At 46.9% G+C, this 21,227-nt stretch carries 18 protein-coding genes; 7 read left to right on the forward strand and 11 right to left on the reverse strand.

Features of this window, described 5'->3' with window-relative positions; translation table 11 throughout:
- Positions 1-80 precede the first annotated feature (80 nt).
- Positions 81-554 carry a cytochrome B gene (locus MUY27_RS12920; RefSeq protein WP_245130449.1) on the reverse strand — a complete coding sequence of 158 codons (474 nt, stop codon included), beginning with the start codon at positions 552-554 and terminating at the stop codon, positions 81-83.
- Between the two features lie 127 nt (positions 555-681).
- On the opposite strand from MUY27_RS12920, the gene MUY27_RS12925 reads away from it, so the two are divergent.
- Together MUY27_RS12925 and MUY27_RS12930 are read left to right on the forward strand one after the other, a co-directional pair.
- The gene (locus MUY27_RS12925; RefSeq protein WP_245130450.1) at positions 682-3,813 is read left to right on the forward strand and encodes an amidohydrolase family protein; all 3,132 of its coding nucleotides are present in this window, start codon (positions 682-684) and stop codon (positions 3,811-3,813) included.
- A gap of 20 nt (positions 3,814-3,833) precedes the next feature.
- Complete coding sequence (locus tag MUY27_RS12930; RefSeq protein ID WP_245130451.1) at positions 3,834-5,153, forward strand: amidohydrolase family protein; 1,320 nt, start codon at positions 3,834-3,836, stop codon at positions 5,151-5,153.
- A gap of 73 nt (positions 5,154-5,226) precedes the next feature.
- On the opposite strand, the gene MUY27_RS12935 is transcribed toward MUY27_RS12930, so the two are convergent.
- The 3 genes from MUY27_RS12935 to pepT form a co-directional block, all read right to left on the reverse strand.
- The gene (locus tag MUY27_RS12935) at positions 5,227-6,582 is read right to left on the reverse strand and encodes a DNA recombination protein RmuC (protein WP_245130452.1); all 1,356 of its coding nucleotides are present in this window, start codon (positions 6,580-6,582) and stop codon (positions 5,227-5,229) included.
- 158 nt (positions 6,583-6,740) lie between these two features.
- Positions 6,741-6,983 carry a hypothetical protein gene (locus tag MUY27_RS12940; protein ID WP_245130453.1) on the reverse strand — a complete coding sequence of 81 codons (243 nt, stop codon included), beginning with the start codon at positions 6,981-6,983 and terminating at the stop codon, positions 6,741-6,743.
- Between the two features lie 68 nt (positions 6,984-7,051).
- Positions 7,052-8,299 (reverse strand): peptidase T, encoded by a 1,248-nt coding sequence (pepT, locus tag MUY27_RS12945; protein ID WP_245130454.1) that lies wholly within the window; start codon positions 8,297-8,299, stop codon positions 7,052-7,054.
- A 60-nt stretch (positions 8,300-8,359) separates the two neighbouring features.
- On the opposite strand from pepT, the gene MUY27_RS12950 reads away from it, so the two are divergent.
- The gene (locus MUY27_RS12950) at positions 8,360-8,710 is read left to right on the forward strand and encodes an MmcQ/YjbR family DNA-binding protein (RefSeq protein WP_245130455.1); all 351 of its coding nucleotides are present in this window, start codon (positions 8,360-8,362) and stop codon (positions 8,708-8,710) included.
- A gap of 527 nt (positions 8,711-9,237) precedes the next feature.
- Here MUY27_RS12950 and ffh read toward each other — a convergent pair.
- The 7 genes from ffh to MUY27_RS12985 all read right to left on the reverse strand — a co-directional run bounded on the left by ffh (position 9,238) and on the right by MUY27_RS12985 (position 15,106).
- On the reverse strand, positions 9,238-10,566 hold the full coding sequence (gene ffh / locus MUY27_RS12955) for a signal recognition particle protein (protein ID WP_245130456.1): 1,329 nt from the start codon (positions 10,564-10,566) through the stop codon (positions 9,238-9,240).
- Positions 10,567-10,705: 139 nt separating this feature from the next.
- Positions 10,706-11,809, reverse strand: coding sequence for a DUF3078 domain-containing protein (locus MUY27_RS12960; RefSeq protein WP_245130457.1), 1,104 nt, complete (start codon positions 11,807-11,809; stop codon positions 10,706-10,708).
- A gap of 64 nt (positions 11,810-11,873) precedes the next feature.
- The gene (locus MUY27_RS12965; protein WP_245130458.1) at positions 11,874-12,203 is read right to left on the reverse strand and encodes a hypothetical protein; all 330 of its coding nucleotides are present in this window, start codon (positions 12,201-12,203) and stop codon (positions 11,874-11,876) included.
- Positions 12,193-12,978: a carboxypeptidase-like regulatory domain-containing protein gene (locus tag MUY27_RS12970; RefSeq protein ID WP_245130459.1), complete on the reverse strand. Its 786-nt coding sequence runs from the start codon at positions 12,976-12,978 to the stop codon at positions 12,193-12,195. Before MUY27_RS12970 ends, MUY27_RS12965 begins: the two co-directional genes overlap by 11 nt.
- 19 nt (positions 12,979-12,997) lie before the next feature.
- The gene (locus MUY27_RS12975; RefSeq protein WP_245130460.1) at positions 12,998-13,876 is read right to left on the reverse strand and encodes a glucosaminidase domain-containing protein; all 879 of its coding nucleotides are present in this window, start codon (positions 13,874-13,876) and stop codon (positions 12,998-13,000) included.
- Between the two features lie 54 nt (positions 13,877-13,930).
- Entirely contained in the window at positions 13,931-14,464 is a 534-nt protein-coding gene (locus MUY27_RS12980) for a glucosaminidase domain-containing protein (protein ID WP_245130461.1), read from the reverse strand.
- A gap of 3 nt (positions 14,465-14,467) precedes the next feature.
- Positions 14,468-15,106 (reverse strand): O-methyltransferase, encoded by a 639-nt coding sequence (locus MUY27_RS12985; protein WP_245130462.1) that lies wholly within the window; start codon positions 15,104-15,106, stop codon positions 14,468-14,470.
- A 189-nt stretch (positions 15,107-15,295) separates the two neighbouring features.
- On the opposite strand from MUY27_RS12985, the gene aspS reads away from it, so the two are divergent.
- From aspS to polA, 4 genes are all read left to right on the forward strand, one after another.
- Positions 15,296-17,041, forward strand: coding sequence for an aspartate--tRNA ligase (gene aspS / locus MUY27_RS12990; RefSeq protein WP_245130463.1), 1,746 nt, complete (start codon positions 15,296-15,298; stop codon positions 17,039-17,041).
- Positions 17,042-17,103: 62 nt separating this feature from the next.
- On the forward strand, positions 17,104-17,571 hold the full coding sequence (locus MUY27_RS12995; RefSeq protein ID WP_245130464.1) for an FKBP-type peptidyl-prolyl cis-trans isomerase: 468 nt from the start codon (positions 17,104-17,106) through the stop codon (positions 17,569-17,571).
- A 123-nt stretch (positions 17,572-17,694) separates the two neighbouring features.
- A complete protein-coding gene (locus tag MUY27_RS13000; protein WP_245130465.1) occupies positions 17,695-18,285 on the forward strand; it encodes a DNA-3-methyladenine glycosylase I in 591 nt (196 codons plus the stop codon).
- Positions 18,286-18,390: 105 nt separating this feature from the next.
- Positions 18,391-21,201, forward strand: coding sequence for a DNA polymerase I (polA, locus tag MUY27_RS13005; protein ID WP_245130466.1), 2,811 nt, complete (start codon positions 18,391-18,393; stop codon positions 21,199-21,201).
- Positions 21,202-21,227 lie beyond the last annotated feature (26 nt).

The raw sequence follows: 21,227 nt of genomic DNA on the forward strand, positions 1-21,227 counted from the left end.
AAGTGATGAATTGATCATGAGTGTTGAGGAACAAAATTAAAAAGATATTTGAAAACTCAAATAGTTCCTGAAAAAAATTTTTATGCTGTAATTCCGAAAAATGGACGATGATCCGGGCTTAATACGATCGCTAATATGATTAAGATCATAGCGATGATATAAAATATAGCTATCGACTTATGTTTGGCTTCCGGTGCATTCAGCTTTTTAGAACGGCTGTGGCCAATGGTGATCAGCACCAGGGCGATGATCATCATGGTAATATGCTCCATTGTCCAGAAACGGGTTAACGGCGTTTTCATGGTACTGCTGTTAAACTGCACAAATGGGCTAAGGAAATACAGGATCAGGCCGATCAGCAACTGTGTGTGTGCAGAGATCATGGCAAACAGGTTGAGCTTGCGGTTACCTTCGGTGTACCTTCTTCTGCCTAACCAGCCGGATAGTGATTGCAGAATGGCCAGTACCAACAGTATTATCACTACAAAGCGAAAGCCCGAGTGCAGATATTTAACTATATTATAAGCATTCATACCAATGAAATTTTTCGCCAAGATACAATATTTAAAAGTTTTCGTGCAGGCTTAAGTACGTGTAACAAATGTATGATGTTGCCGATATGATACCTGTTTAATGGAAATGTTAAATATTTTAGAACAATTAAACTTAATTAAACGCAAAATGAAAAAACTTTTACTTTTTTGCTTTGCCCTTTTGGTTGTACAGCTTAGCCGTGCGCAGGAAACCTTTCCTGTAAACGGTGCATGGGATGTACGGCCGGGGCAGTATGCTTTCACTAACGCTACTATAGTGGTTAGTCCGGAGCAGACAATTTCCAACGCCACCCTGCTGGTTAAAGACCGGGTGATAGAAGCAGTTGGCACCGGCGTAGCCGTACCTAAGGGTTACGTAACGGTAGATCTGAAAGGGAAATATATTTATCCGGGGTTGATTGATGCTTACAGCACCTATGGCATGCCTGAAGCGCCGCGCAGTGCATTCCCTGCCTTTGGTGGTTTCGGGCGTACGTTTACCCCGGTATCTACCAAACCAGGCGCCTATGGCTGGAACGAAGCCATCCGCCCGGATGTAAACGCCAAAAACATTTTCCACGCCAACCCAACTGCTGCGCAGGATCTGAAGAAAAACGGTTTTACCGCCGTACAAACTTTAGTGCATGACGGTATTGCCCGCGGTACTTCTGCGGTAGTTTCTTTAGGTGATGAGCGCGACAATGAGGTAATGATCGATGATCAGGCTGCGGCGCACTACTCTTTCAGCAAAGGCACTGCTGCTACCAATTACCCTTCTTCACTGATGGGTACCATCGCGCTGATCCGCCAGACCTACCTGGACGCCCAGTGGTACAAAACCCAAAATAAAGAGTATAACATCTCTTTGGCTGAATTCAACCGCACCCAATCTTTACCTCAGATGTTTGAGGTGAGCGACCTGCAAAGCATCCTTCGTGCAGATAAAATTGCCAAGGAGTTCGGCAAGCAATACATCCTGAAAACAGATGGTAAAGAATACCAGAACATTGCAGCCGTTAAAGCTACCGGTAGCAGCTTTATTGTTCCGCTTACTTTTCCTGCTCCTTATGATGTTGAGGATCCGATCGACGCCAAGAACATCAGCTACGAGCAATTGAAAGATTGGGAACTGGCGCCAACTAACCCGGCTGCATTAGAAAAAGCAGGCATTACTTTCGCCATATCCTCTTACGGCTTATCCAATGCACGCGATTTCTGGACTAACCTTCGCAGTGCCATCACCAATGGTTTAACTGAAACCGGTGCGTTAAAAGCCCTGACCGTTACGCCTGCCCAATTGTTGGGAGTTAGCGATAAAGTAGGTACTTTAAGCAAAGGCAAACTGGCCAACTTCATTATCACATCTGATAACCTGTTCAAACCAGAGAACGTAATTTACGAAACCTGGGTAGAAGGCCGTCAGTTCGTGGCAAACAAAATGAACGTGGTAGACCTGCGCGGTACTTACGCTGTTAACAGCGACGTGTTGAAAAATGCTACCTTAACTATCAGCGGTACACCTACTGCTTATAATGCTGCTTTACGCATCAGCGGTGCAGATAGCGCTTATGCTACCGGAACAATTACCCGCAGCGGCGATAACGTAAGCATGTACTTTAACCTGCAAGGTAAATCATACGGTACCGTACGTTTAAGCGGTTACCTGGTTGCTGCCACCCCGGTAACATTAACCGGTAACGGCGCCATCACCAACGGGTCTGAATTCCGCTGGACTGCTACTTACAGTGGCGCTGCCCCTGCCGGCGGCGGTCCGTTTGCCGGTCGCGGAGCAGGTAATGGTGCTGCCCCTGGCGCAACGCCACGTGCAGGTGGCCCGGTTGGTCCGGTAGTTTATCCTTTCGCAGCTTTTGGTTACACCGAAGTTCCGAAGGCAGAAAACGTATTATTTAAAAATGCGACCGTTTGGACCAACGAAAAAGAAGGTATCCTGCAAAATGCAGATGTACTGATCGAAAATGGCAAGATCAAGGCAGTGGGTAAAAACCTGTCTGCGGGTAATGCCAAAGTGATTGATGCTACCGGTAAACACATCTCTGCCGGGATCATCGACGAGCACTCGCACATTGCCGTTACCGGTGGTGTTAATGAGGGTACACAATCTGTTACTTCTGAAGTTCGCATCGGCGATGTACTGGATGCTACTGATGTAAATATCTACCGCCAGTTAGCTGGTGGTGTAACTACTTCGCACATCCTGCACGGTTCTGCAAACGCTATCGGCGGTCAAACTTATATCATGAAACACCGCTGGGGCTTAACGCCGGAACAGATCAAGTTTGAGAATGCACCGCAGTTTATCAAATTCGCCCTGGGTGAAAACGTAAAACAAAGTAACGTTCCGCAGCAATTTGGCGCTACGGCTCAACGCTTCCCGCAAACACGTATGGGTGTAGAGCAGGTTTATGTAGACGCCTTTACCCGTGCTAAAGAGTACAAAGCTGCACGTGCGGTAAAAGGAAACAACGTTCGCCGCGATCTGGAACTAGAAGCCCTTGCTGAAATTCTGGACGATACCCGTCATATCACCTGTCACTCTTACGTGCAGTCTGAAATTAACATGCTGATCCACGTGGCAGACTCGATGGGCTTTAAGGTGAACACCTTTACCCACATTCTGGAAGGCTATAAAGTAGCCGACAAGATGGCTAAGCACAAGATCAACGGTTCTACTTTCTCTGACTGGTGGGCTTACAAAATGGAAGTGCAGGATGCTATTCCTTACAATGCCAACCTGATGAGCCAGGAAGGTGTGAACGTGGCTATCAACTCTGATGATGCCGAGATGGCCCGCCGCCTGAACCAGGAAGCAGGTAAATCTGTAACCTATGGTAAAATGAGCCAGGAAGATGCTTTGAAAATGGTGACGCTGAACCCGGCTAAAATGCTGCACATTGATAATAAAGTAGGCAGCTTGAAACCAGGTAAAGACGCCGACTTAGTAGTTTGGTCTGCTAACCCGCTTTCTATTTACGCCGTTGCAGAAAAAACCTATGTAGATGGTGTACCTTACTGGGATTACTCAAAAGATGCACAACGCCAGCAGGAAATGAAAGCCGAAGAAGGCCGTATTATCCAAAAAATGCTGCAGGCTAAAAATGCCGGTACCAGAACACAAGGCGCTCCTGCAGGCCGTCGCCCACGCCAGTTATATACTTGCGACGATGTGGAAGAAAGTGCATACGTAGTTGCTGATAGCTATAACGGGTTGATCCAGATCCAGAATACGGCTACACAGCAATCTTCACAGAACAAAAAGTAATGCTTAGTTGAGATTCAATCATGAAAAAGAAAATATTATTCAGTTTTGGGGGATTGTTGTTAAGCACAGTCCTCGCTTTTGGCCAGGCTAACATCCTGCCGGCAAAAGCACAAGCCGGCCCGGTGGTGATTACCGGCGCCACCATCCACGTAGGTAATGGCCGTGTGATCAATAACGGTTACATTGCTTTCGATAAAGGAAAAATCACTGCTGTAGGCGAAGGCGCAGCACCATCTGTAGCGGGCGCAACCGTAGTAGACGCTACAGGAAAACAAGTTTACCCTGGTTTTATCTGCCCGGTAACCTCATTGGGTTTGGTAGAGTTTGAATCGGTACGAGCTACTGATGACGAAACCGAGACCGGCGATCTTAACCCGCACATCCGTTCGCTGATCGCTTTCAATACAGATTCTAAAGTAATCCCTACCGTTCGCAGCAATGGTATCGTACTGGCGCAGCCAACACCAGAAGGTGGTACCATATCGGGGCAATCATCTGTAATGATGCTGGATGGCTGGAACTGGGAAGATGCGGCTTATAAAAAAGATATGGCCATCCATTTAACCTGGCCGGTTGCACGTCAGGCAGGTGGCCGCAGAGCCTTCTTTGCACAAGCACAAGCCCAGCAGGAAAGCCCTGCCGAACGTGCGCAAAAAGCAATCGACGCGATTAATGATCTATTCGCACAAGCACAGGCTTACGCAGCAGGTGCACGCCCGGCGGTAACCAACCTTCGCCTGGAAGCGATGCGTGGTTTATTTAACGGCACTAAAAAACTCTTCGTTAATGCTGAAGGTGCAAAGGAGATTGAACAGGCTGTGAATTTTGCCAAGAAATACGGTATCTCTGCCGTTATTGTTGGTGGTAACGAATCATACCTGGTTGCTGATTTGTTGAAGCAAAACAACGTTCCGGTAATCATTAAAGAAACCCAGGCGCTGCCTGCGCATGACGAGGACGATGTGTATCTTCCTTACAAGTTACCTCACCTGTTACAGGATGCGGGCGTATTGTACGGCTTAACCGGCGTAGGTTTCTGGCGCCAGCGTAACCTGCCTTTCGAGGCAGGCCAGGCAGTTGGTTATGGCTTAACCAAAGAGCAGGCAATCTCAATGATCACCCTGAACAACGCTAAAATCTTAGGGATCGACAAAACTACCGGTTCGCTGGAAGTAGGTAAAGATGCCAACCTGTTTGTATCTGCCGGTGATGCACTGGATATGCTGACATTAGATGTCACCAACGAATACATCCAGGGCCGTAACGTTAATTTAGATAACCTGCATAAGCAGTTATACAAACGTTACAGCGAAAAATACAACACTCCGGTGAAGCTGTAATAAGCCTGTCGGAAAAATTTGAAGCCTCTTTGCAGTGATGTAAAGAGGCTTTTTCGTTTCGGTAAGTGCAGGGTTATTCTTCGGTTACGTACCGGTTATCCAGTTGCTTATTTGCTTTGGCGCCTAACTTTTTAATCTTTTCAGCGGTGATCGTCAGGTTTCCTCGACCATCTACCAGTTTGTTAAAAGCTTTATCGTAGGCATCCTGGCTTTGGCGCAGGTTTTTCCCTATCGATTCCAGGTCGCCAACAAAACCTGCAAATTTATCATACATCTCGCCGCTTAACCGGGCAATTTCCATTACGTTACGGTTCTGATTTTCCTGTTTCCACATACTGGCAATGGTGCGTAAAGTAGCAAGCAAGGTAGACGGACTTACAATCACCACCCGTTTATCCCAGGCATCTGTAAATAGCTCGGTATCCAACTGCACGGCAATGCTGAAAGAAGATTCGATAGGAACAAACAACATCACAAACTCGGGGCAGTTCAGTTGCCGTAGGTCGTGGTAGTTTTTTGCGGCCAACCCCTGGATGTGGTTACGAAGCGATTCTACATGTGCCCGTGCGTACAGTTTGCGTTCTTCGTCAGTTTCGCAGTTCACCAGTTTCTCGTAAGCTACCAGTGAAACCTTCGCGTCTACTACCAAGTGTTTCTGATCGGGCAGATCTATAATCGCGTCAGGCTGGTAACGGCTGCCGTCCTGGTTCTGGTAGCTGGCCTGTAGACGGTATTCGCGGTCTTTTACCAAGCCCGACCTTTCCAATACTTTCTCCAAAATAAATTCGCCCCAGTTGCCCTGCTTTTTGGTATCGCCCTTCAGGGCTTTGGTCAGGTTTTGCGCCTCATTACTGATCTGCCTGTTCAACTCCATTAGCTGGGTGATCACTCCTTTAAGCGTGTTACGCTCGGCGGCTTCCATCTGGTACACCTTGTCTACCTTTTCTTCAAAGGTCTTCAGGTTTTCTTTAAGCGGATTCAGCATGGTATCCAGGTTGGTACGGTTGGTATCGGTAAACTCGCGCGATTTCTCTTTCAACAGCTTTTCGGCAATGGCTTCAAATTCGCGGTGAAAACGCAATCGGGTTTGCTCCAACTCTGCTTTTTGTTCCTGTAGTTTTTCCTGTTGTGAATGCTGGTAAGCTTCCGAACGTTCTATGGCCTGCAAAGCTTCCGAAAGTTTGATCCGCTCGTGCGATAGTTCGTGCTGCAGGCGTTGCTGTTCTTCTTTATAAAGTGCAGTGATATTTTCTTTTTCTGCAACAATCCATTGCGATTTCTCTTCGGCTCGCGCCAGCTGGATCTTCAACTGCTCATTTTCCTGCTTAACCGCACTTTCTGTAGCGCTGCTTTTACTTTTGCTTTTGATAAACAGGTAGACGGAAACCAGCAGCAAAACAATGCCTGCCAATAAGATAGCTACATCCATTTGATAAAAATTTTAGCAAACGAATGTAGATAAAAAAGCGAATAATAAAAATATTAGACTAATGCTTGCCGACCTCATCCCAACCCTTCTCCTTTGGAAAAGGGCTAAATATAGTTGACGTTAAGCCAATTGGGTTAGAAGATTGATAAAAGTAAATTTCAATGCCTCACCGTGTCCGCCGTTGGGTTGGCAACACCCTTGCCGTTATTGCTGGTGTCAGACCCTCCGGTTGAAGTGCCCATTGTACTTCCGGTACCGGGTGCTGTAGTTGTATCCGCCGGACCAGAGCTACCTGCCGTGCCCGAATCAGGACGGTCGTTACCCGTTTTGGCGCCGGAGTGGTTACAGGCAGAAAGGGTGATTAAACAAGAAACGGCCATCAGGCAAAATAGCTTTTTCATAGTGTTATTTTAGGTTACAACAGCTGCTGATAAAAACGGTTCTGCCAAATGGCCTATTAAAATCATCGTCAGGCCTTTTCTTCCCAGATCTGGCACAAGTTAAGGATGGTCAGTACGGCCTTTTGCATGTCCTGTACAGATACCCACTCCTGCTTGCCATGGAAAGCATGCTCGCCTGCAAAAATATTGGGGCAAGGCAAACCTATCAGCGAAAGCCGCGAACCATCTGTACCACCGCGGATGCTTTCTAAATGCGGTGTCATTCCGGCGCGTTTGATGGCTTCCAAGCCGTATTCCACAATATGCGGATGCTGATCCAACACACCCTTCATGTTACGGTATTGCGCTTTAACCTCTAATTGAAAGCTTGCGCCCGGGAAATCCTGAATTACCCGGGTGGCAATATCTCGGATCACCTGCGCATGTTCTACCAGTTTCGCATCCTCAAAATCACGGATGATGAAATTGATCACCGCTTCTTCGGCGTGCCCGCTTACCGCTACCGGGTGAACAAAACCTTCCTTGCCTTCTGTCCCTTCCGGTGATAACTCAAACGGCAGCTCGGCAATAATTTTACCGGCTATCTTTATGGCGCTTTGCATGTTGCCTTTTGCAAAGCCCGGGTGCGAGCTTACACCATGTATAATCAACTTTGCTCCGTCTGCAGAGAAGGTCTCATTTTCTAAATGCCCGGCGCTTTCACCATCGATGGTATAGGCGGCTTCTGCACCTAACTTTTCCAGGTCTACCTTATCTACGCCTCGGCCAATCTCTTCGTCAGGCGTAAATAACAGCCTGATCTTACCGTGCCTGATGTTCGGGTTTTGCATCAGTTGGTAAGCAGCATCCATAATCTCTGCTACCCCGGCTTTGTTATCCGCCCCTAACAAGGTAGTGCCGCTGGCGGTGATGATGTCGTTACCGAGCTGGTTCTTCAGGTCAGGATGTTCGGCCATTTTCAACACAACGGAAGGATCATCCGGCAAGACCAAATCCTGCCCCTGGTAATTCTGGTGAACAATTGGTTTTACGTTTTCTCCGTTACAATCTGGCGAGGTATCCATGTGCGAGCAAAAGCAGATGACCGGAACGTTCGGCTTATCGGTATTAGCCGGAACGGTGGCATAAACCACACCAAATTCATCTAATTCGGCATCTTCAATGCCCATGGCCTTTAACTCATCAACCAGTAACCGGCCAAGGTTCTTTTGTTTTTCGGTAGAAGGATAGCTTTTTGATTCGCCATCAGACTGTGTATCTATCTTAACGTATTGCAGAAAACGCTCTGCTACGGTAAATTGGAATTGTTGGTTCATACGCAAAATTATTTGTGCAAATTAGGGCTTTAATTACTGCCTAATCAAGTTTTATTGATAATGAACGTTGAGGAACTGCGCGATTACTGTCTTGAGAAACCTGCCGTTACCGAGGGCTTCCCGTTTGATGATAACGTATTGGTGTTTAAAGTTGCGGGAAAGATCTTCCTGCTGATCCCTTTAGAGCCTGGCAACCGCTTCAACGTAAAGTGCGACCCTGAACTAGCCATCCAACTGCGCGAACAGTACACCGAGGTGCAGCCGGGATTCCACATGAACAAAGCGCAATGGAACACCGTGTTTATGGACGGCAGCCTGACCAACAAACAACTCCAGGAAATGATAGACCACTCTTACAACGAGGTAGTAAAAAAACTAACGAAGAAGCTAAAAGCCGAATTTGGTTTGTAGGTGATATAAAATTCGAAATGGAAGGTTACCCCTCCCTGACCCTCCCAAGGGAGGGAATAGTAAAAGATTGTCATTGCGGGCGAAGCGTGGCAATCTTCCATTTATAGCGCTCATTCGTGGCTATGGCTGTTAGTTACGACCTCTCCCCAACCCCTCTCCGAAATAGACGGCCTTTAAAGCTCTTCCGTCGGTTGAAGGAGAAGCATCGTCTTCAACTTATTTAGTGAGAAGAAGCGTCCCCGTTGCTCTCTACATAATGGAGAAAGATAAGAATCAAGAGTGATGCTACGAGATTACCACGTCTCCTGATAGCCATCGGGATCCTCGCAATGACAAAAATGGGTGAAGTAGTTATAAAGAGATTGCCTCGTGCCTCGCAATGACGTTGTTGTGGATAGATGCTTGCCGAAACTGGTTCGGGACTGGTCGACAAGCAGCATGACAAGGTGGAGGTATAACATTAAAAAAGCCCCTTGTCGGGGCCTTATATCTTGATTATTGTCTCTTGTTTCTTGCTTCTCTCCGAATTACATTTTCGGCATGCGGCGCATCAGGTTGGCCATGGCAGCCGGGTTGCTCATCTGCTTCATTACCTTACGCATATCTTCAAACTGCTTGATCAGGCGGTTCACTTCTTCCAGTTTAGTGCCAGAGCCTTTTGCAATACGGTTGCGGCGGCTTTGGTTAATGCTGTCGGGGTTTTCCTTCTCAAACGGTGTCATGGATTGGATGATGGCCTCGATAGATTTAAAGGCATCGTCGCCAATCTCTACGTCTTTCATCATTTTACCCACGCCGGGGATCATGCCCATCAGATCTTTCATGTTACCCATTTTCTTGATCTGCTGTATCTGGCTGTAGAAGTCGTTAAAGTCGAACTTGTTCTTGCGGATCTTCTTCTGCAACTCGGCAGCCTGCTTTTCGTCAAACTGCTGCTGCGCGCGTTCTACCAGCGAGACCACGTCGCCCATGCCCAGGATACGCGAAGCCATCCGGTCGGGGTGGAAAACGTCCAGCGCTTCCATCTTTTCGCCCGTACCGATGAACTTAATGGGCTTATTCACTACCGACTTAATGGAAAGCGCCGCACCACCGCGGGTATCACCATCCAGCTTGGTTAACACGGCGCCGGTAAAGTCCAGGCGGTCGTTAAACACTTTTGCGGTGTTCACGGCGTCCTGCCCGGTCATGGCATCCACCACAAACAAAATCTCGTGCGGTTTAGTGGCAGCTTTTACGCGCTCTATCTCCTGCATCATGGCCTCGTCAACCGCTAAGCGGCCGGCGGTATCAATGATGACTACGTTATGGTTGTTCTGTTTGGCCTGTGCAATACCTTCCAGGGCAATAGCTACCGGGTCTTTAGATTCGCGGTTGGCATAAACAGGTACGCCAATCTGCTGCCCTAAAACTTCCAACTGGTCAATCGCCGCGGGGCGGTAAATATCATCCGCAACCAGTAAAGGCTTCTTGTTTTTCTGGGTCTTCAGGAAGTTGGCCAGTTTACCGGTGAAGGTGGTTTTACCCGCACCGTTTAAACCTGCAATCAGGATAATGGTAGGCGTTGCCGGAAACTCCAGCTCGGCGGTGCTGCCACCCATCAGGGCGGTCAGCTCGTCGTTCATGATCTTGGTGAGCAACTGTCCCGGCGAAATGGTGGTCAGTACGTTTTCGCCCAATGCTTTTTGCTTTACGTCATCTGTAAAAGCTTTGGCAGTTTTATAGTTAACGTCGGCATCCAGAAGGGCCTTGCGGATCTCCTTCATGGTTTCGGCCACGTTGATTTCTGTAATAGTACCTTGTCCTTTCAGGACCTTAAACGCCCTGTCGAGCTTATCCGATAGATTTTCAAACATATTTGATCAATCCTTTATCCCCATTTTTTTTGAGGCTACAAAGTTATGATTTTTAAGGCGTTTTACACCTTCAGCATCCGAAATAATAGCCTGTAGTGCTGGGGGCTTATCAGCACCAAACAATATACTGCCCAAATAGTTACGGGAACCTGTAAATTACACCCAGGGCCAAAGCTTCTGTTCCCTGTATTCCGGCGCGTGAATCTTTATCATACAAGGCCGTACCGGTAATAGTTACGGCTACCAGCTTGTTTACCTTGGCAGAAAGTACCACATCTAAGCGATGGTCTATATTCATCAGCGAACGGCCGTAAGGAACCAGCATCGCGTAACGGGTATTCAGGTGGACGTTGGTCATGATGTCTTTGTCATACAGGGCAACCAATTGGAAAGCCAGCTCGTTACGGATCCTCTTTGTAGTATCAACCCCATAATTGCCTGTGATGCTCCTGTCCAGGTCATTATATAATACCAGGGTTTGCCTGGCTGTACCTGTACCGATACGAAGATCAAAAGCTTTGTTTGGCTTATACTCCACACCGACGGATTCTGTAATATAGCCGGGAGCCATAAAACGCGAAATAAGTATCGGCGGGCCGTTGTCTGAATATTGATAGCCTTTATCAAACTGCGATTCTATACTTACCGACCCGAAGAAATACCAGTTTTTAGATAATTGGGTGGCTACCTTGTTGTCGAAAAAGATGCGGTCGGTAGTTTTTCTGTTGATATGCCCTTCGTTGCTTGTTTTGCCGTAAAGCAGCAACAGTTCGCCGGTGTAGTTAAAGGGGGCCTTATTGTATTCTGTTTTATAGTCGAAGTTTCCGCCAAGGGCTAAAGAGCTGATACCACCATTGGCCCAGTTATGGCTAAAGGCCGACTGGTTGAGGTTAAAACCCATGGTGATCCATTTACGCCAGTAGGTAACCTTATAGTCCAGCATACTTACCGGTACCAGGTTAGGGTCAACCACTATGGGGCGCACGATAACTGGCAGTGGGCTGCGCCTGACATCCCTGCGGTATTTGTTCAGGATAACGGTATCCAGCTTTACGGTATCCAGCCGCGAAAGGCTGTCCATACGCCTCAGGCTGTCTGCACGTTGCAAACTATCGGCATAACGGATCACCAGCGCCCGCCTGATGCTGTCGGCCCGGCGTAAACTGTCACGTAATTGTGCATGAGCGCTAAAAGCGGTTAGAACTAAAAATAAAGTCAGTAGGTAGAACGCTTTCTTTGACATTAGCAACAAAGAAACACAAAAACAAATTTTACTGAAAGAAAAAACTTTAACAGAAGCACTTATTTCACAAATACTTCACCCAGGCCCACCATTTTCTTTGCTGAAGGTAACCTTTGTTGGCTTCGTTTGCATAGGCTTCGCGTTCGAAACAGATATTGAGGTAGGCTTTGTGGTGATTTTTAAACCGGATGAGATTCACCAGGTAATTAAACGCATACAGCAGGTAAAAGGGAACAACCAATAACTCTGCCTCCTGAAGCAGGTGGATCGATTCATGCCGGATCAGGACATCGTCCTTCAACAGCTCTTTGCTTCGTACAAGAATTACCGGAAACAGGGCCATTCCATCCACTTTTAAAAAGCGGGCAACCAAAACAATGGGCTTATTTACCATTCAGGAACAACGGGGGAATACTTAAGGCCCTTGGGTTACGTATGTAACGCTTGTAATTTGCCTTAATGCTCAGGATGAACTCGTAATCGCTGGCGGTGACTACTTGGTAGTAGCCCGGGCGGTATTTGCGCATAAAGTCTGTCAGCTGCGGTTCGCGTAAGCCGGTAACACTGGCTACCAGCGTTTTTGTGTACCGGTAATCAATGATATTTTCGTGGTAGTCGCGTTCGATGATTTCTTTTAGGTGTTCGGCGTTTCGCCCTTTACGGCTGATCATGTTATACAAGCCATCTATGCTAAGGCCAGCACCCCCACCCGGAGAAACGCTCAGGACATCGCGGTTGCCAATGGAACCGTAAATGATGCTGTAATCTTTCTTGGTTTCGAGTAAACGTTTTTGCGGCGATTGCAGGGTATCGCGCACATTGACCTGGTTCAGCATAATGCTTTTGGGTTTCAGGTAAACCGGTAGCGAACCTGTACCTTTTACGGTAAGGGTATCGCTGAAATAGTTCAGTTTACTGAAAATGAGCCTGTCGCCTGGCTGCGCCCCGATATGGAATTCGGCCTGCAGGTTATTGTAAACCGATTCGCCGGTACGGGTATTTACAACGTTTACCTTGGCAATACGTTCCTTGCTGTCCTTATCAAATACAATCCCATCGATCGTTTTAGGCTGGGCGATAGTATGGAGGCCGATAAAACAAAGAATTAATATGATCCAGTTCTTACTCACTGCGCTAAAACTACTCCACCATACCGGATTTGCCACCATCTTTAACAAAAATTAACAGCTACCGCGAAATAACCAGCGTTTGACCGATCTTAATATTATTATCCGTCATGTTGTTCAGGGCCTTCAAATCGTCAACCGTCAATCCAAAACGTTTAGAAATATTGTATAGTGTATCGCCGGTAACCACCGTATACAATTTGTTTGCAGGCGTAACAGCAACTACAGAATCGCGGGTTTCTTTAGGTATGTTCTGGTTAATCTGGCTCAGCACGCGGTCTTCACGCTTGATCTTGGCAATCTCGCTTTCCGGACGGTCAAACTGGTCGAGGTTATACTTTTGGATCAGCTTGATCAGCTGTTGAGGGTAATTGGGGTTGGTGGCATAACCGGCATCCTTTAACCCCTGCGCCCATCCCTGGTAATCGTTTTTATCCAGCTCGAACAGGTGCGCGTAACGTTTGCGTTTCAGAAATTCAGAATGGTCGCGGAAAGATTGTTCGGGCGAATCATATACCCGGAAACAATCATTAATCTGGTCATCGTTCTTGTAGTAAGATTGGCCGTGCCAGTCGCTGGTACACTTAATGCCAAAGTGGTTATTGGCATATTTGGCCAGTTCGCCGTTTCCGTTACCCGATTCAAACAGGCCCTGGGCCAGCGTAATACTTGCCGGGATACCATAAGTATTCATCTCCTGGACTGCTATGGCTTTAAATCTGTCGATATAGGTATAAACCGTATAGGTTGGATACGTACCCTGACGCGATTTGCGGATCTGGTCGTTGTTCTTTTCTACTTCGCTGTTCGAAGGAACATAAACAGACGGGGTCGATGTCGAAGACGGCGACGGGTGTGCAGGCGGACGCGGAAGGTTTCTGCGTGTGATACAAGAGGTAAGCAGGCTTGAAGCCGCTAGCAGGTAGATGAGTTTACGCATTAAACAAGAAAGGGCTTGATTACAAGCCCAAACTTAATATTTTAAAACCGAATGTTATTCTACATTTTTTGGTTGCGCCTGGTTGCGGGTGGTATCAGGCCGCTCGTCAAAAGCGCTCAGGTTGTACTTTCTGATCAGGCCAAGCACTTGCGCACCCCATTTACGGCTGCTGGCATAACCGCTGTGTTGAATGCCTTTTACCCAGCCCAGGTAATCGTAATGGCTTAAGGTTTCAGCCAGTTTAGTAAATTTTTTACGTTCTGTCATGACACGGGCAAAATCCTGGAAAGAATCCTGCGCAGAATCGTATTGTTTATAGGATGAATGTGTGGCTTTGCGGCCGGTATAAGATACAGCGCTTTTGCCTTTCATCCCGAAGTGATTGTTCTGCGTGCGCGCCAGTTTGCTGGTTCCGCTGCCAGATTCATGCATGGCAATGGCTAATACAATACTTGCAGGTACACCGCTCTCATGCATAATGCGGATGGCATTATCTTTGAAACGCTGGATATAAGATTGTGAAGCATTTTGCGCTGAGGCAATTGAGGCGGTAGCCAGAAAAGAAACAATCAGTAAGATTTTCTTCATAATTTAAATTTTTCTGATGATCAGGACACCATCTCTTACAGGCAGAATTATTTTTTCAACCCGTGTATCAACAGTGATCTGATCATTTAGTTTCCGGAAGAGTTCAGTATCGGCATCTTTTGCATCGCCGTATACTTTTCCCTTCCATAACACATTATCAATTATAATTAAACCTCCCGGTTTTACTTTATCAATTACGCTTTCAAAATAGTTTAAATTGTTCTTTTTGTCGGCGTCGATAAATACAATGTTAAATAAACTTTCCGTAAACTCCAAAATTTTCGGCATCGCATCACCGATATGCAGTCGTATTTTATCCGTCATCCCGGCTGCTTCAAAGTTACGGCGAAGCATGCTTTCCATCTCCGGATTTACCTCTATCGTATCTAAAACGCCGTTTTCTGTCAATCCTTCCGCCAGGCAAATGGCCGAGTAACCGGTAAAAGCGCCGATCTCTAAAATTCTTTCGGGCTGCACCATTTTGCTCAGCATGCTCAGCAATCTGCCCTGGTAATGGCCCGAAAGCATGTTGGCCTTCAGCACCTTCACATGCGTTTCGCGGTTGATGTTTTTTAACACCTCTGGCTCTGCATCTACATGCGCTTCCAGGTAGGCCTGCAGTTTTGGATCAAGAATTTCCATAGCGCAAAGGTAGGGTTTGAGAGATAAGAGGCAAGAAGCAAGAAACGAGAGCCAAGAATCAGGAGACAAGAATCAAGAGCTGACCCCCGCTATTTTATAAAAAGTCTATAATTATGGATACTGAGACTCCATTATTTTACACTCATTACACTTTTTTTGCACATTTTTGCACACTTCTAATAAAAGGTTATGCTTAGAACACATACTTGCGGAGAGCTGACGATCAGCAACCTCGGACAATCGGTTACGTTAACAGGATGGGTACAGAAATCGCGCGATTTGGGCGGAACTACCTTCATCGACGTACGCGACCGTTATGGTATCACACAATTGGTATTAAATGCAGATACCGATGCGGCCATCCGTGAACAGGCTCGTAACCTGGGCCGCGAGTTTGTAATCCGCGTAACGGGAAAAGTGTTAGAGCGTACAAGTAAAAACCCGCGCATACCAACCGGGGATATCGAGATTGAAGTTCAGGAACTGGAAATATTGAACGAGGCTAAAATACCGCCGTTTTTGATAGAAGATGAAACAGATGGCGGCGAAGAACTTCGTGCCAAATACCGTTACCTTGATCTACGCCGTAATCCTATCCGCAACAACCTGTTGCTTCGCCACAACATGGCGCAGGAAATACGCCGCTACTTAAGCGATTTAAATTTCATCGAGGTGGAAACCCCGGTACTAATCAAATCAACCCCGGAAGGCGCACGCGATTTTGTGGTGCCCAGCCGCATGAACCCTGGCGAGTTTTATGCCTTGCCGCAATCGCCGCAAACGTTTAAACAACTGTTGATGGTAAGCGGCTTCGACCGTTACTTCCAGATTGTAAAATGTTTCCGCGACGAGGACCTACGCGCAGACCGCCAGCCTGAATTTACCCAGGTAGACTGCGAGCTTTCTTTTGTAGAACAAGAAGACATCTTAAATATTTTTGAAGGACTTACCCGCCACTTGTTCACCAAGGTAAAAGGGCTTGACCTGGGCGATTTCCCGCGGATGCAGTATGCCGATGCCATGCGTCTGTATGGTTCAGACAAACCGGACGTACGTTTCGGGATGGAGTTTGTTGAGCTGAATGATATTGTTAAAGGTAAAGGCTTCAGCATTTTTGATAACGCCGAACTGATAGTAGGTATCAATGCGAAAGGTAAGGCGGGTTACACCCGTAAGCAACTGGACGAACTGACCGAGTGGTTAAAGCGCCCGCAGATTGGGGCTACCGGCATGATCTACATGCGTTACAATACAGATGGTTCTTTGAAATCGTCAGTTGATAAATTCTATAACGAAGACGAACTGAAGAAATGGGCAGAAGCTTTTGGCGCAGAACAGGGCGACCTGATCCTGATCCTGGCCGGGCAGACAGATAAAGTTCGCAAGCAACTGAATGAGTTGCGCCTGGAAATGGGCAGTCGTTTAGGTTTGCGCGATAAAAATAAATTCGCACCGCTATGGGTATTAGACTTCCCACTATTGGAGTTTGATGAAGAAAGCGGCCGCTGGCATGCCATGCACCACCCGTTCACCTCGCCAAAACCAGAGGATATTGCCCTGCTGGATACCGATCCGGGTGCGGTGCGTGCCAACGCTTATGACCTGGTGATCAACGGGACAGAAATTGGCGGCGGTTCTATCCGTATCCATAACAAAGATTTGCAAGGGCTGATGTTCAAGCACCTGGGCTTTAGTAAAGAAGAAGCGCAAAAACAATTCGGCTTCCTGATGGATGCCTTTGAATTTGGCGCACCTCCACATGGTGGTATCGCTTTTGGCTTTGATCGCTTGTGTTCGATATTCGCCGGTCTGGATTCTATCCGCGACGTGATCGCCTTCCCTAAAAATAACTCGGGCCGCGATGTGATGATCGACTCACCTTCGGTAATTGCTGATGCACAGATGCAGGAGCTGAAGATCAAAACGACCGTATAAATGTAAAAGGAGCTGTAATAATCACAGCTCCTTTTACGTATCATACCATAAATACCCTTTTAATGAAAAAATACTTACTACTTGTGATGGTTACGCTTGCTGGGCTAACCGGCTGTAAAAAAAGCGATACGTCATCAAATTTTGATGCCACTGCGCAAGCAGCAGCAGACGATGCCAAAATTAAAGCGTACATCCAAACCAACAACATTAACGCCACCCGCGACGATTCGGGTGTGTACTACCAGGTAATCAGTCCCGGCAGCGGTGCTTACCCAACAGCAAGTTCATCCGTATCGGTAAATTATACCGGCAAACTGCTGGACGGTACTGTTTTCGATAGCAACAGTCTGAATAATTACGCTTTGAGCGGACTGATCAAAGGCTGGCAATATGGTATTCCGCATATTAATGTGGGCGGACGAATCCTGCTGATCATTCCTTCTGGTTTGGGTTATGGAAATACTGCGCAAGGTAAAATTCCAGCCAATTCGGTATTGGTGTTTACTATTGATCTGTTAGGATTTAAATAAAGAGATAAAGGACTATTTAAACGCCTTCCTGATAACAGGAGGGCGTTTTTGTTTAGGTATATTCCAGATAAGATTTTTTATTGCTAATTATTTTAGTAATTTAGCGCGCAAACCTCATCAAAAATGGATCAACCAATCAACGAACCAAAACGCTGCGCCTGGTGCGGCACTGACCCGCTTTATGTCAAATACCACGATGAAGAGTGGGGAAAAGAAACGCATGACGACCGGGTGCTGTTTGAATTCCTGATACTGGAAGCCGCGCAGGCGGGGCTTAGCTGGATCACTATCCTGCGCCGTCGTGAAAATTACCGTAAAGCTTTTGCAGATTTCGACCCGGTTAAAGTAGCGGCTTTTACCCCGGAAGACGTAGAACGACTGATGCAGGATGCAGGCATTATCCGCAACAGGGCGAAGATAGTGGGCGCCATTGCCAACGCCAGGTTGTTCTTAGCTATACAGAAAGAGTTTGGTTCGTTTGATAAATACCTGTACAGCTTTATGCCCGAAGGTAAAGCCGTGGATAACAAACCCGATATACGCATCAACCCGACCAGCCCTGAATCTGACGCGATCAGCAAAGACATGAAAAAACGTGGCTTCAAATTCTTTGGCTCTACTATTTGTTATGCACACATGCAGGCAACCGGTATGGTGAATGACCATTTGCTAAGCTGCGATTTCAGGTCACATTCTCTGATTACACTGATTTAATACAGATTGCACCGATGCTGCACGATAATTGTAACTTTGGACGATTGCGTTTTAACGTAATTAGTGAAATCACTTATAAATCGGTGTAATCATAAATTCTGATCGATGAAGAAACTGTTTCTGTTGGATGGTATGGCCCTGATCTACCGGGCTCATTTTGCGTTAAGTAAAAACCCGCGTTTTACTTCCGGGGGCTTAAATACTTCTGCGGTGATGGGTTTTACCAATACCCTGTTAGATGTGCTGCGCAAAGAAAAACCTACGCATATGGCAGTGGTATTTGATACCGATGCGCCAACAGAACGCCATACAGATTTTACCGATTATAAAGCGCATCGCCAGGCCATGCCGGAAGACCTTTCCGCAGCCTTGCCTTATGTAATTAAAGTGATCCTGGGTTTTAATATCCCGGTGATTACTTCAGACGGTTACGAGGCCGACGATATCATTGGTACGCTTGCCAAGAAGGCCGAACAAAAAGGTTACCAGGTGTATTGTATGACGCCCGATAAAGATTTTGCCCAACTGGTTTCAGACAATATTTTCATCTACAAACCTTCGCGCATGGGCAGCGACATCGAGATTATGGGTGTGAAGGAAGTGAAAGCGAAATGGGAGGTGGATGATGTTTGTCAGGTAATAGATATATTGGGGCTTTGGGGCGATGCCGTGGATAATATCCCGGGTATCCCGGGTGTAGGTGAAAAGACCGCTAAGAGCCTGATCAAACAATATGGTTCGGTAGAGAATATCATCAAAAACAGCCATGAGCTTAAAGGTAAACTACGCGAGAATGTAGAGAAATTTGCTGATCAGGGCCTGCTGTCTAAAAAACTGGCAACCATTTTACTGGATGCTCCAGTAGAGCTGGACGAACAGGGCCTGGAAATTTGCGCGCCAAGTAAAGACCTTCTAGAACCTTTGTTTGCAGAGCTGGAATTCCGTACGCTTGGTCGCCGTGTTTTTGGCGACGATTTTAGCGTAACAGAATTAAAAGCTGTAGGCGTTCAGACAGATCTGTTTGGCAACCCCACCGCTACAGGCCGAACCACACTTACCGTTGATGTGAGCGATATCGCTACTTCGGATATTCCGCAGGCAGGCAAAACCATTGAAAATACACCACACGAATACCACCTGGCAGATACCGCCGAAAAACGCCAGGAACTGATTAATCTGTTGAAACAACAGGAAAGCTTTTGTTTTGATACCGAAACTACGGGAACAGATGCCAACTACTGCGAACTGGTAGGCCTATCATTTGCTGTTAAAGCGGGCGAGGCCTGGTATGTGCCTGTCCCTGCCGACCAACAGGAGACGAAGGCGATTGTGAACGAGTTTAAAGGTGTTTTCGAGGATGAGAACATCGGCAAAATCGGGCATAACATTAAGTTCGACATGCTGATGCTGAAATGGTATGATGTGCAGCTGAAAGGTAAGGTATTTGATACGATGCTGGCCCACTACGTGCTCGACCCGGATACCCGCCATAACATGGATATCCTTTCCGAAAATTACCTGGGCTATAAACCGGTATCTATCACTTCACTGATCGGGCCAAAAGGTAAAGGGCAGCTGAGCATGCGCGACGTAGAAATCGAGAAAATTAAAGACTACGCCGCCGAAGATGCCGACGTGACTTTACAGCTACGAAACGTTTTTGAAACCAAGCTAAAAGAGGTTGAGGCCGAAAAACTGATCCACGAGATTGAACACCCGCTGATCTATGTGCTGGCAGATATGGAGTTCGAAGGTGTTAGAATCGATAAAGATACCTTGAGTGATTTTTCTGGCCAGTTAGAGAAAGATATTATCCAACTGGAGAAGACCGTTTATGAAAAAGCAGGCTTACGTTTTAATATTGCTTCGCCAAAGCAACTGGGCGAAGTACTGTTCGAGAAGCTGATGCTGGACCCCAAAGCCAAAAAAACCAAAACAGGCCAGTACCAAACCGGCGAGGATGTACTGTTGGCACTGGCTAACAAAAGCGATATCGTCCGTGACATCCTCGACTTCCGCCAGTTACAGAAACTAAAGTCGACTTATGTAGACGCGCTGCCATTAATGATCAATGCGAAGACCGGCCGTGTGCATACCTCTTACAACCAGGCCGTGGCTGCCACCGGGCGCTTAAGCTCTAACAACCCTAACCTGCAAAACATCCCGATCAAAACAGAAAAAGGCCGCGAAGTACGTAAGGCTTTCATCCCACGAGATAGCGATCATACCTTAATCTCTGCCGATTATTCACAGATTGAATTGCGTTTGATTGCCGAGATCAGTAAGGATGAGAACATGATGAACGCCTTTACCAACAACCTGGACATCCATACCGCTACCGCAGCAAACGTATATGGCGTGAAGCTGGAAGAGGTAGACAGCACCATGCGCCGCAATGCCAAAGCGGTTAACTTCGGTATCATCTATGGGCAATCTGCTTTCGGTTTATCGCAAAGTCTGGGTATCCCGCGTAAAGAAGCCGCAGACATTATTGAACAATATTTCAACCAGTTCCCGGGCATTAAACGCTACATGAGCGATACCATGAACTTTGCCCGTGAGAATGGTTATGTGCAGACTTTAATGGGCCGCCGCCGTTACCTGCGTGATATTAATTCGGCTAATGCCACGGTTCGGAGTTTTGCTGAACGAAATGCCATCAACGCCCCTATACAGGGTTCTGCTGCGGACATGATCAAGATTGCCATGATCAATATCCACCGCGAACTAAAGGCAAGCGGCTTAAAAGGTAAAATGACCATGCAGGTGCATGACGAGTTGGTGTTCGATGTACCGCACAACGAGGTGGAGCTTATCAAACCAATTATCGAACATAACATGAAAACCGCTATCAAAACCGAAGTGCCTATTATGGTAGAAATCGGTACAGGCTTCAACTGGCTGGAAGCACATTAATTTTTAGCGATGTAAAAGAATTTCGT

It is taken from the genome of Mucilaginibacter straminoryzae, assembly GCF_022953055.1.
GTDB classification, from domain to species: domain Bacteria; phylum Bacteroidota; class Bacteroidia; order Sphingobacteriales; family Sphingobacteriaceae; genus Mucilaginibacter; species Mucilaginibacter straminoryzae.

Bases quoted from the DNA above. Each gene is read 5' to 3' on its own strand.
- MUY27_RS12925 (WP_245130450.1), top strand. From the start codon at position 682: ATGAAAAAACTTTTACTTTTTTGCTTTGCCCTTTTGGTTGTACAGCTT.
- MUY27_RS12930 (WP_245130451.1), top strand. From the start codon at position 3,834: ATGAAAAAGAAAATATTATTCAGTTTTGGGGGATTGTTGTTAAGCACA.
- MUY27_RS12935 (WP_245130452.1), bottom strand. From the start codon at position 6,582: ATGGATGTAGCTATCTTATTGGCAGGCATTGTTTTGCTGCTGGTTTCC.
- MUY27_RS12940 (WP_245130453.1), bottom strand. From the start codon at position 6,983: ATGAAAAAGCTATTTTGCCTGATGGCCGTTTCTTGTTTAATCACCCTT.
- pepT (WP_245130454.1), bottom strand. From the start codon at position 8,299: ATGAACCAACAATTCCAATTTACCGTAGCAGAGCGTTTTCTGCAATAC.
- MUY27_RS12950 (WP_245130455.1), top strand. From the start codon at position 8,360: ATGAACGTTGAGGAACTGCGCGATTACTGTCTTGAGAAACCTGCCGTT.
- ffh (WP_245130456.1), bottom strand. From the start codon at position 10,566: ATGTTTGAAAATCTATCGGATAAGCTCGACAGGGCGTTTAAGGTCCTG.
- MUY27_RS12960 (WP_245130457.1), bottom strand. From the start codon at position 11,809: ATGTCAAAGAAAGCGTTCTACCTACTGACTTTATTTTTAGTTCTAACC.
- MUY27_RS12965 (WP_245130458.1), bottom strand. From the start codon at position 12,203: ATGGTAAATAAGCCCATTGTTTTGGTTGCCCGCTTTTTAAAAGTGGAT.
- MUY27_RS12970 (WP_245130459.1), bottom strand. From the start codon at position 12,978: ATGGTGGCAAATCCGGTATGGTGGAGTAGTTTTAGCGCAGTGAGTAAG.
- MUY27_RS12975 (WP_245130460.1), bottom strand. From the start codon at position 13,876: ATGCGTAAACTCATCTACCTGCTAGCGGCTTCAAGCCTGCTTACCTCT.
- MUY27_RS12980 (WP_245130461.1), bottom strand. From the start codon at position 14,464: ATGAAGAAAATCTTACTGATTGTTTCTTTTCTGGCTACCGCCTCAATT.
- MUY27_RS12985 (WP_245130462.1), bottom strand. From the start codon at position 15,106: ATGGAAATTCTTGATCCAAAACTGCAGGCCTACCTGGAAGCGCATGTA.
- aspS (WP_245130463.1), top strand. From the start codon at position 15,296: ATGCTTAGAACACATACTTGCGGAGAGCTGACGATCAGCAACCTCGGA.
- MUY27_RS12995 (WP_245130464.1), top strand. From the start codon at position 17,104: ATGAAAAAATACTTACTACTTGTGATGGTTACGCTTGCTGGGCTAACC.
- MUY27_RS13000 (WP_245130465.1), top strand. From the start codon at position 17,695: ATGGATCAACCAATCAACGAACCAAAACGCTGCGCCTGGTGCGGCACT.
- polA (WP_245130466.1), top strand. From the start codon at position 18,391: ATGAAGAAACTGTTTCTGTTGGATGGTATGGCCCTGATCTACCGGGCT.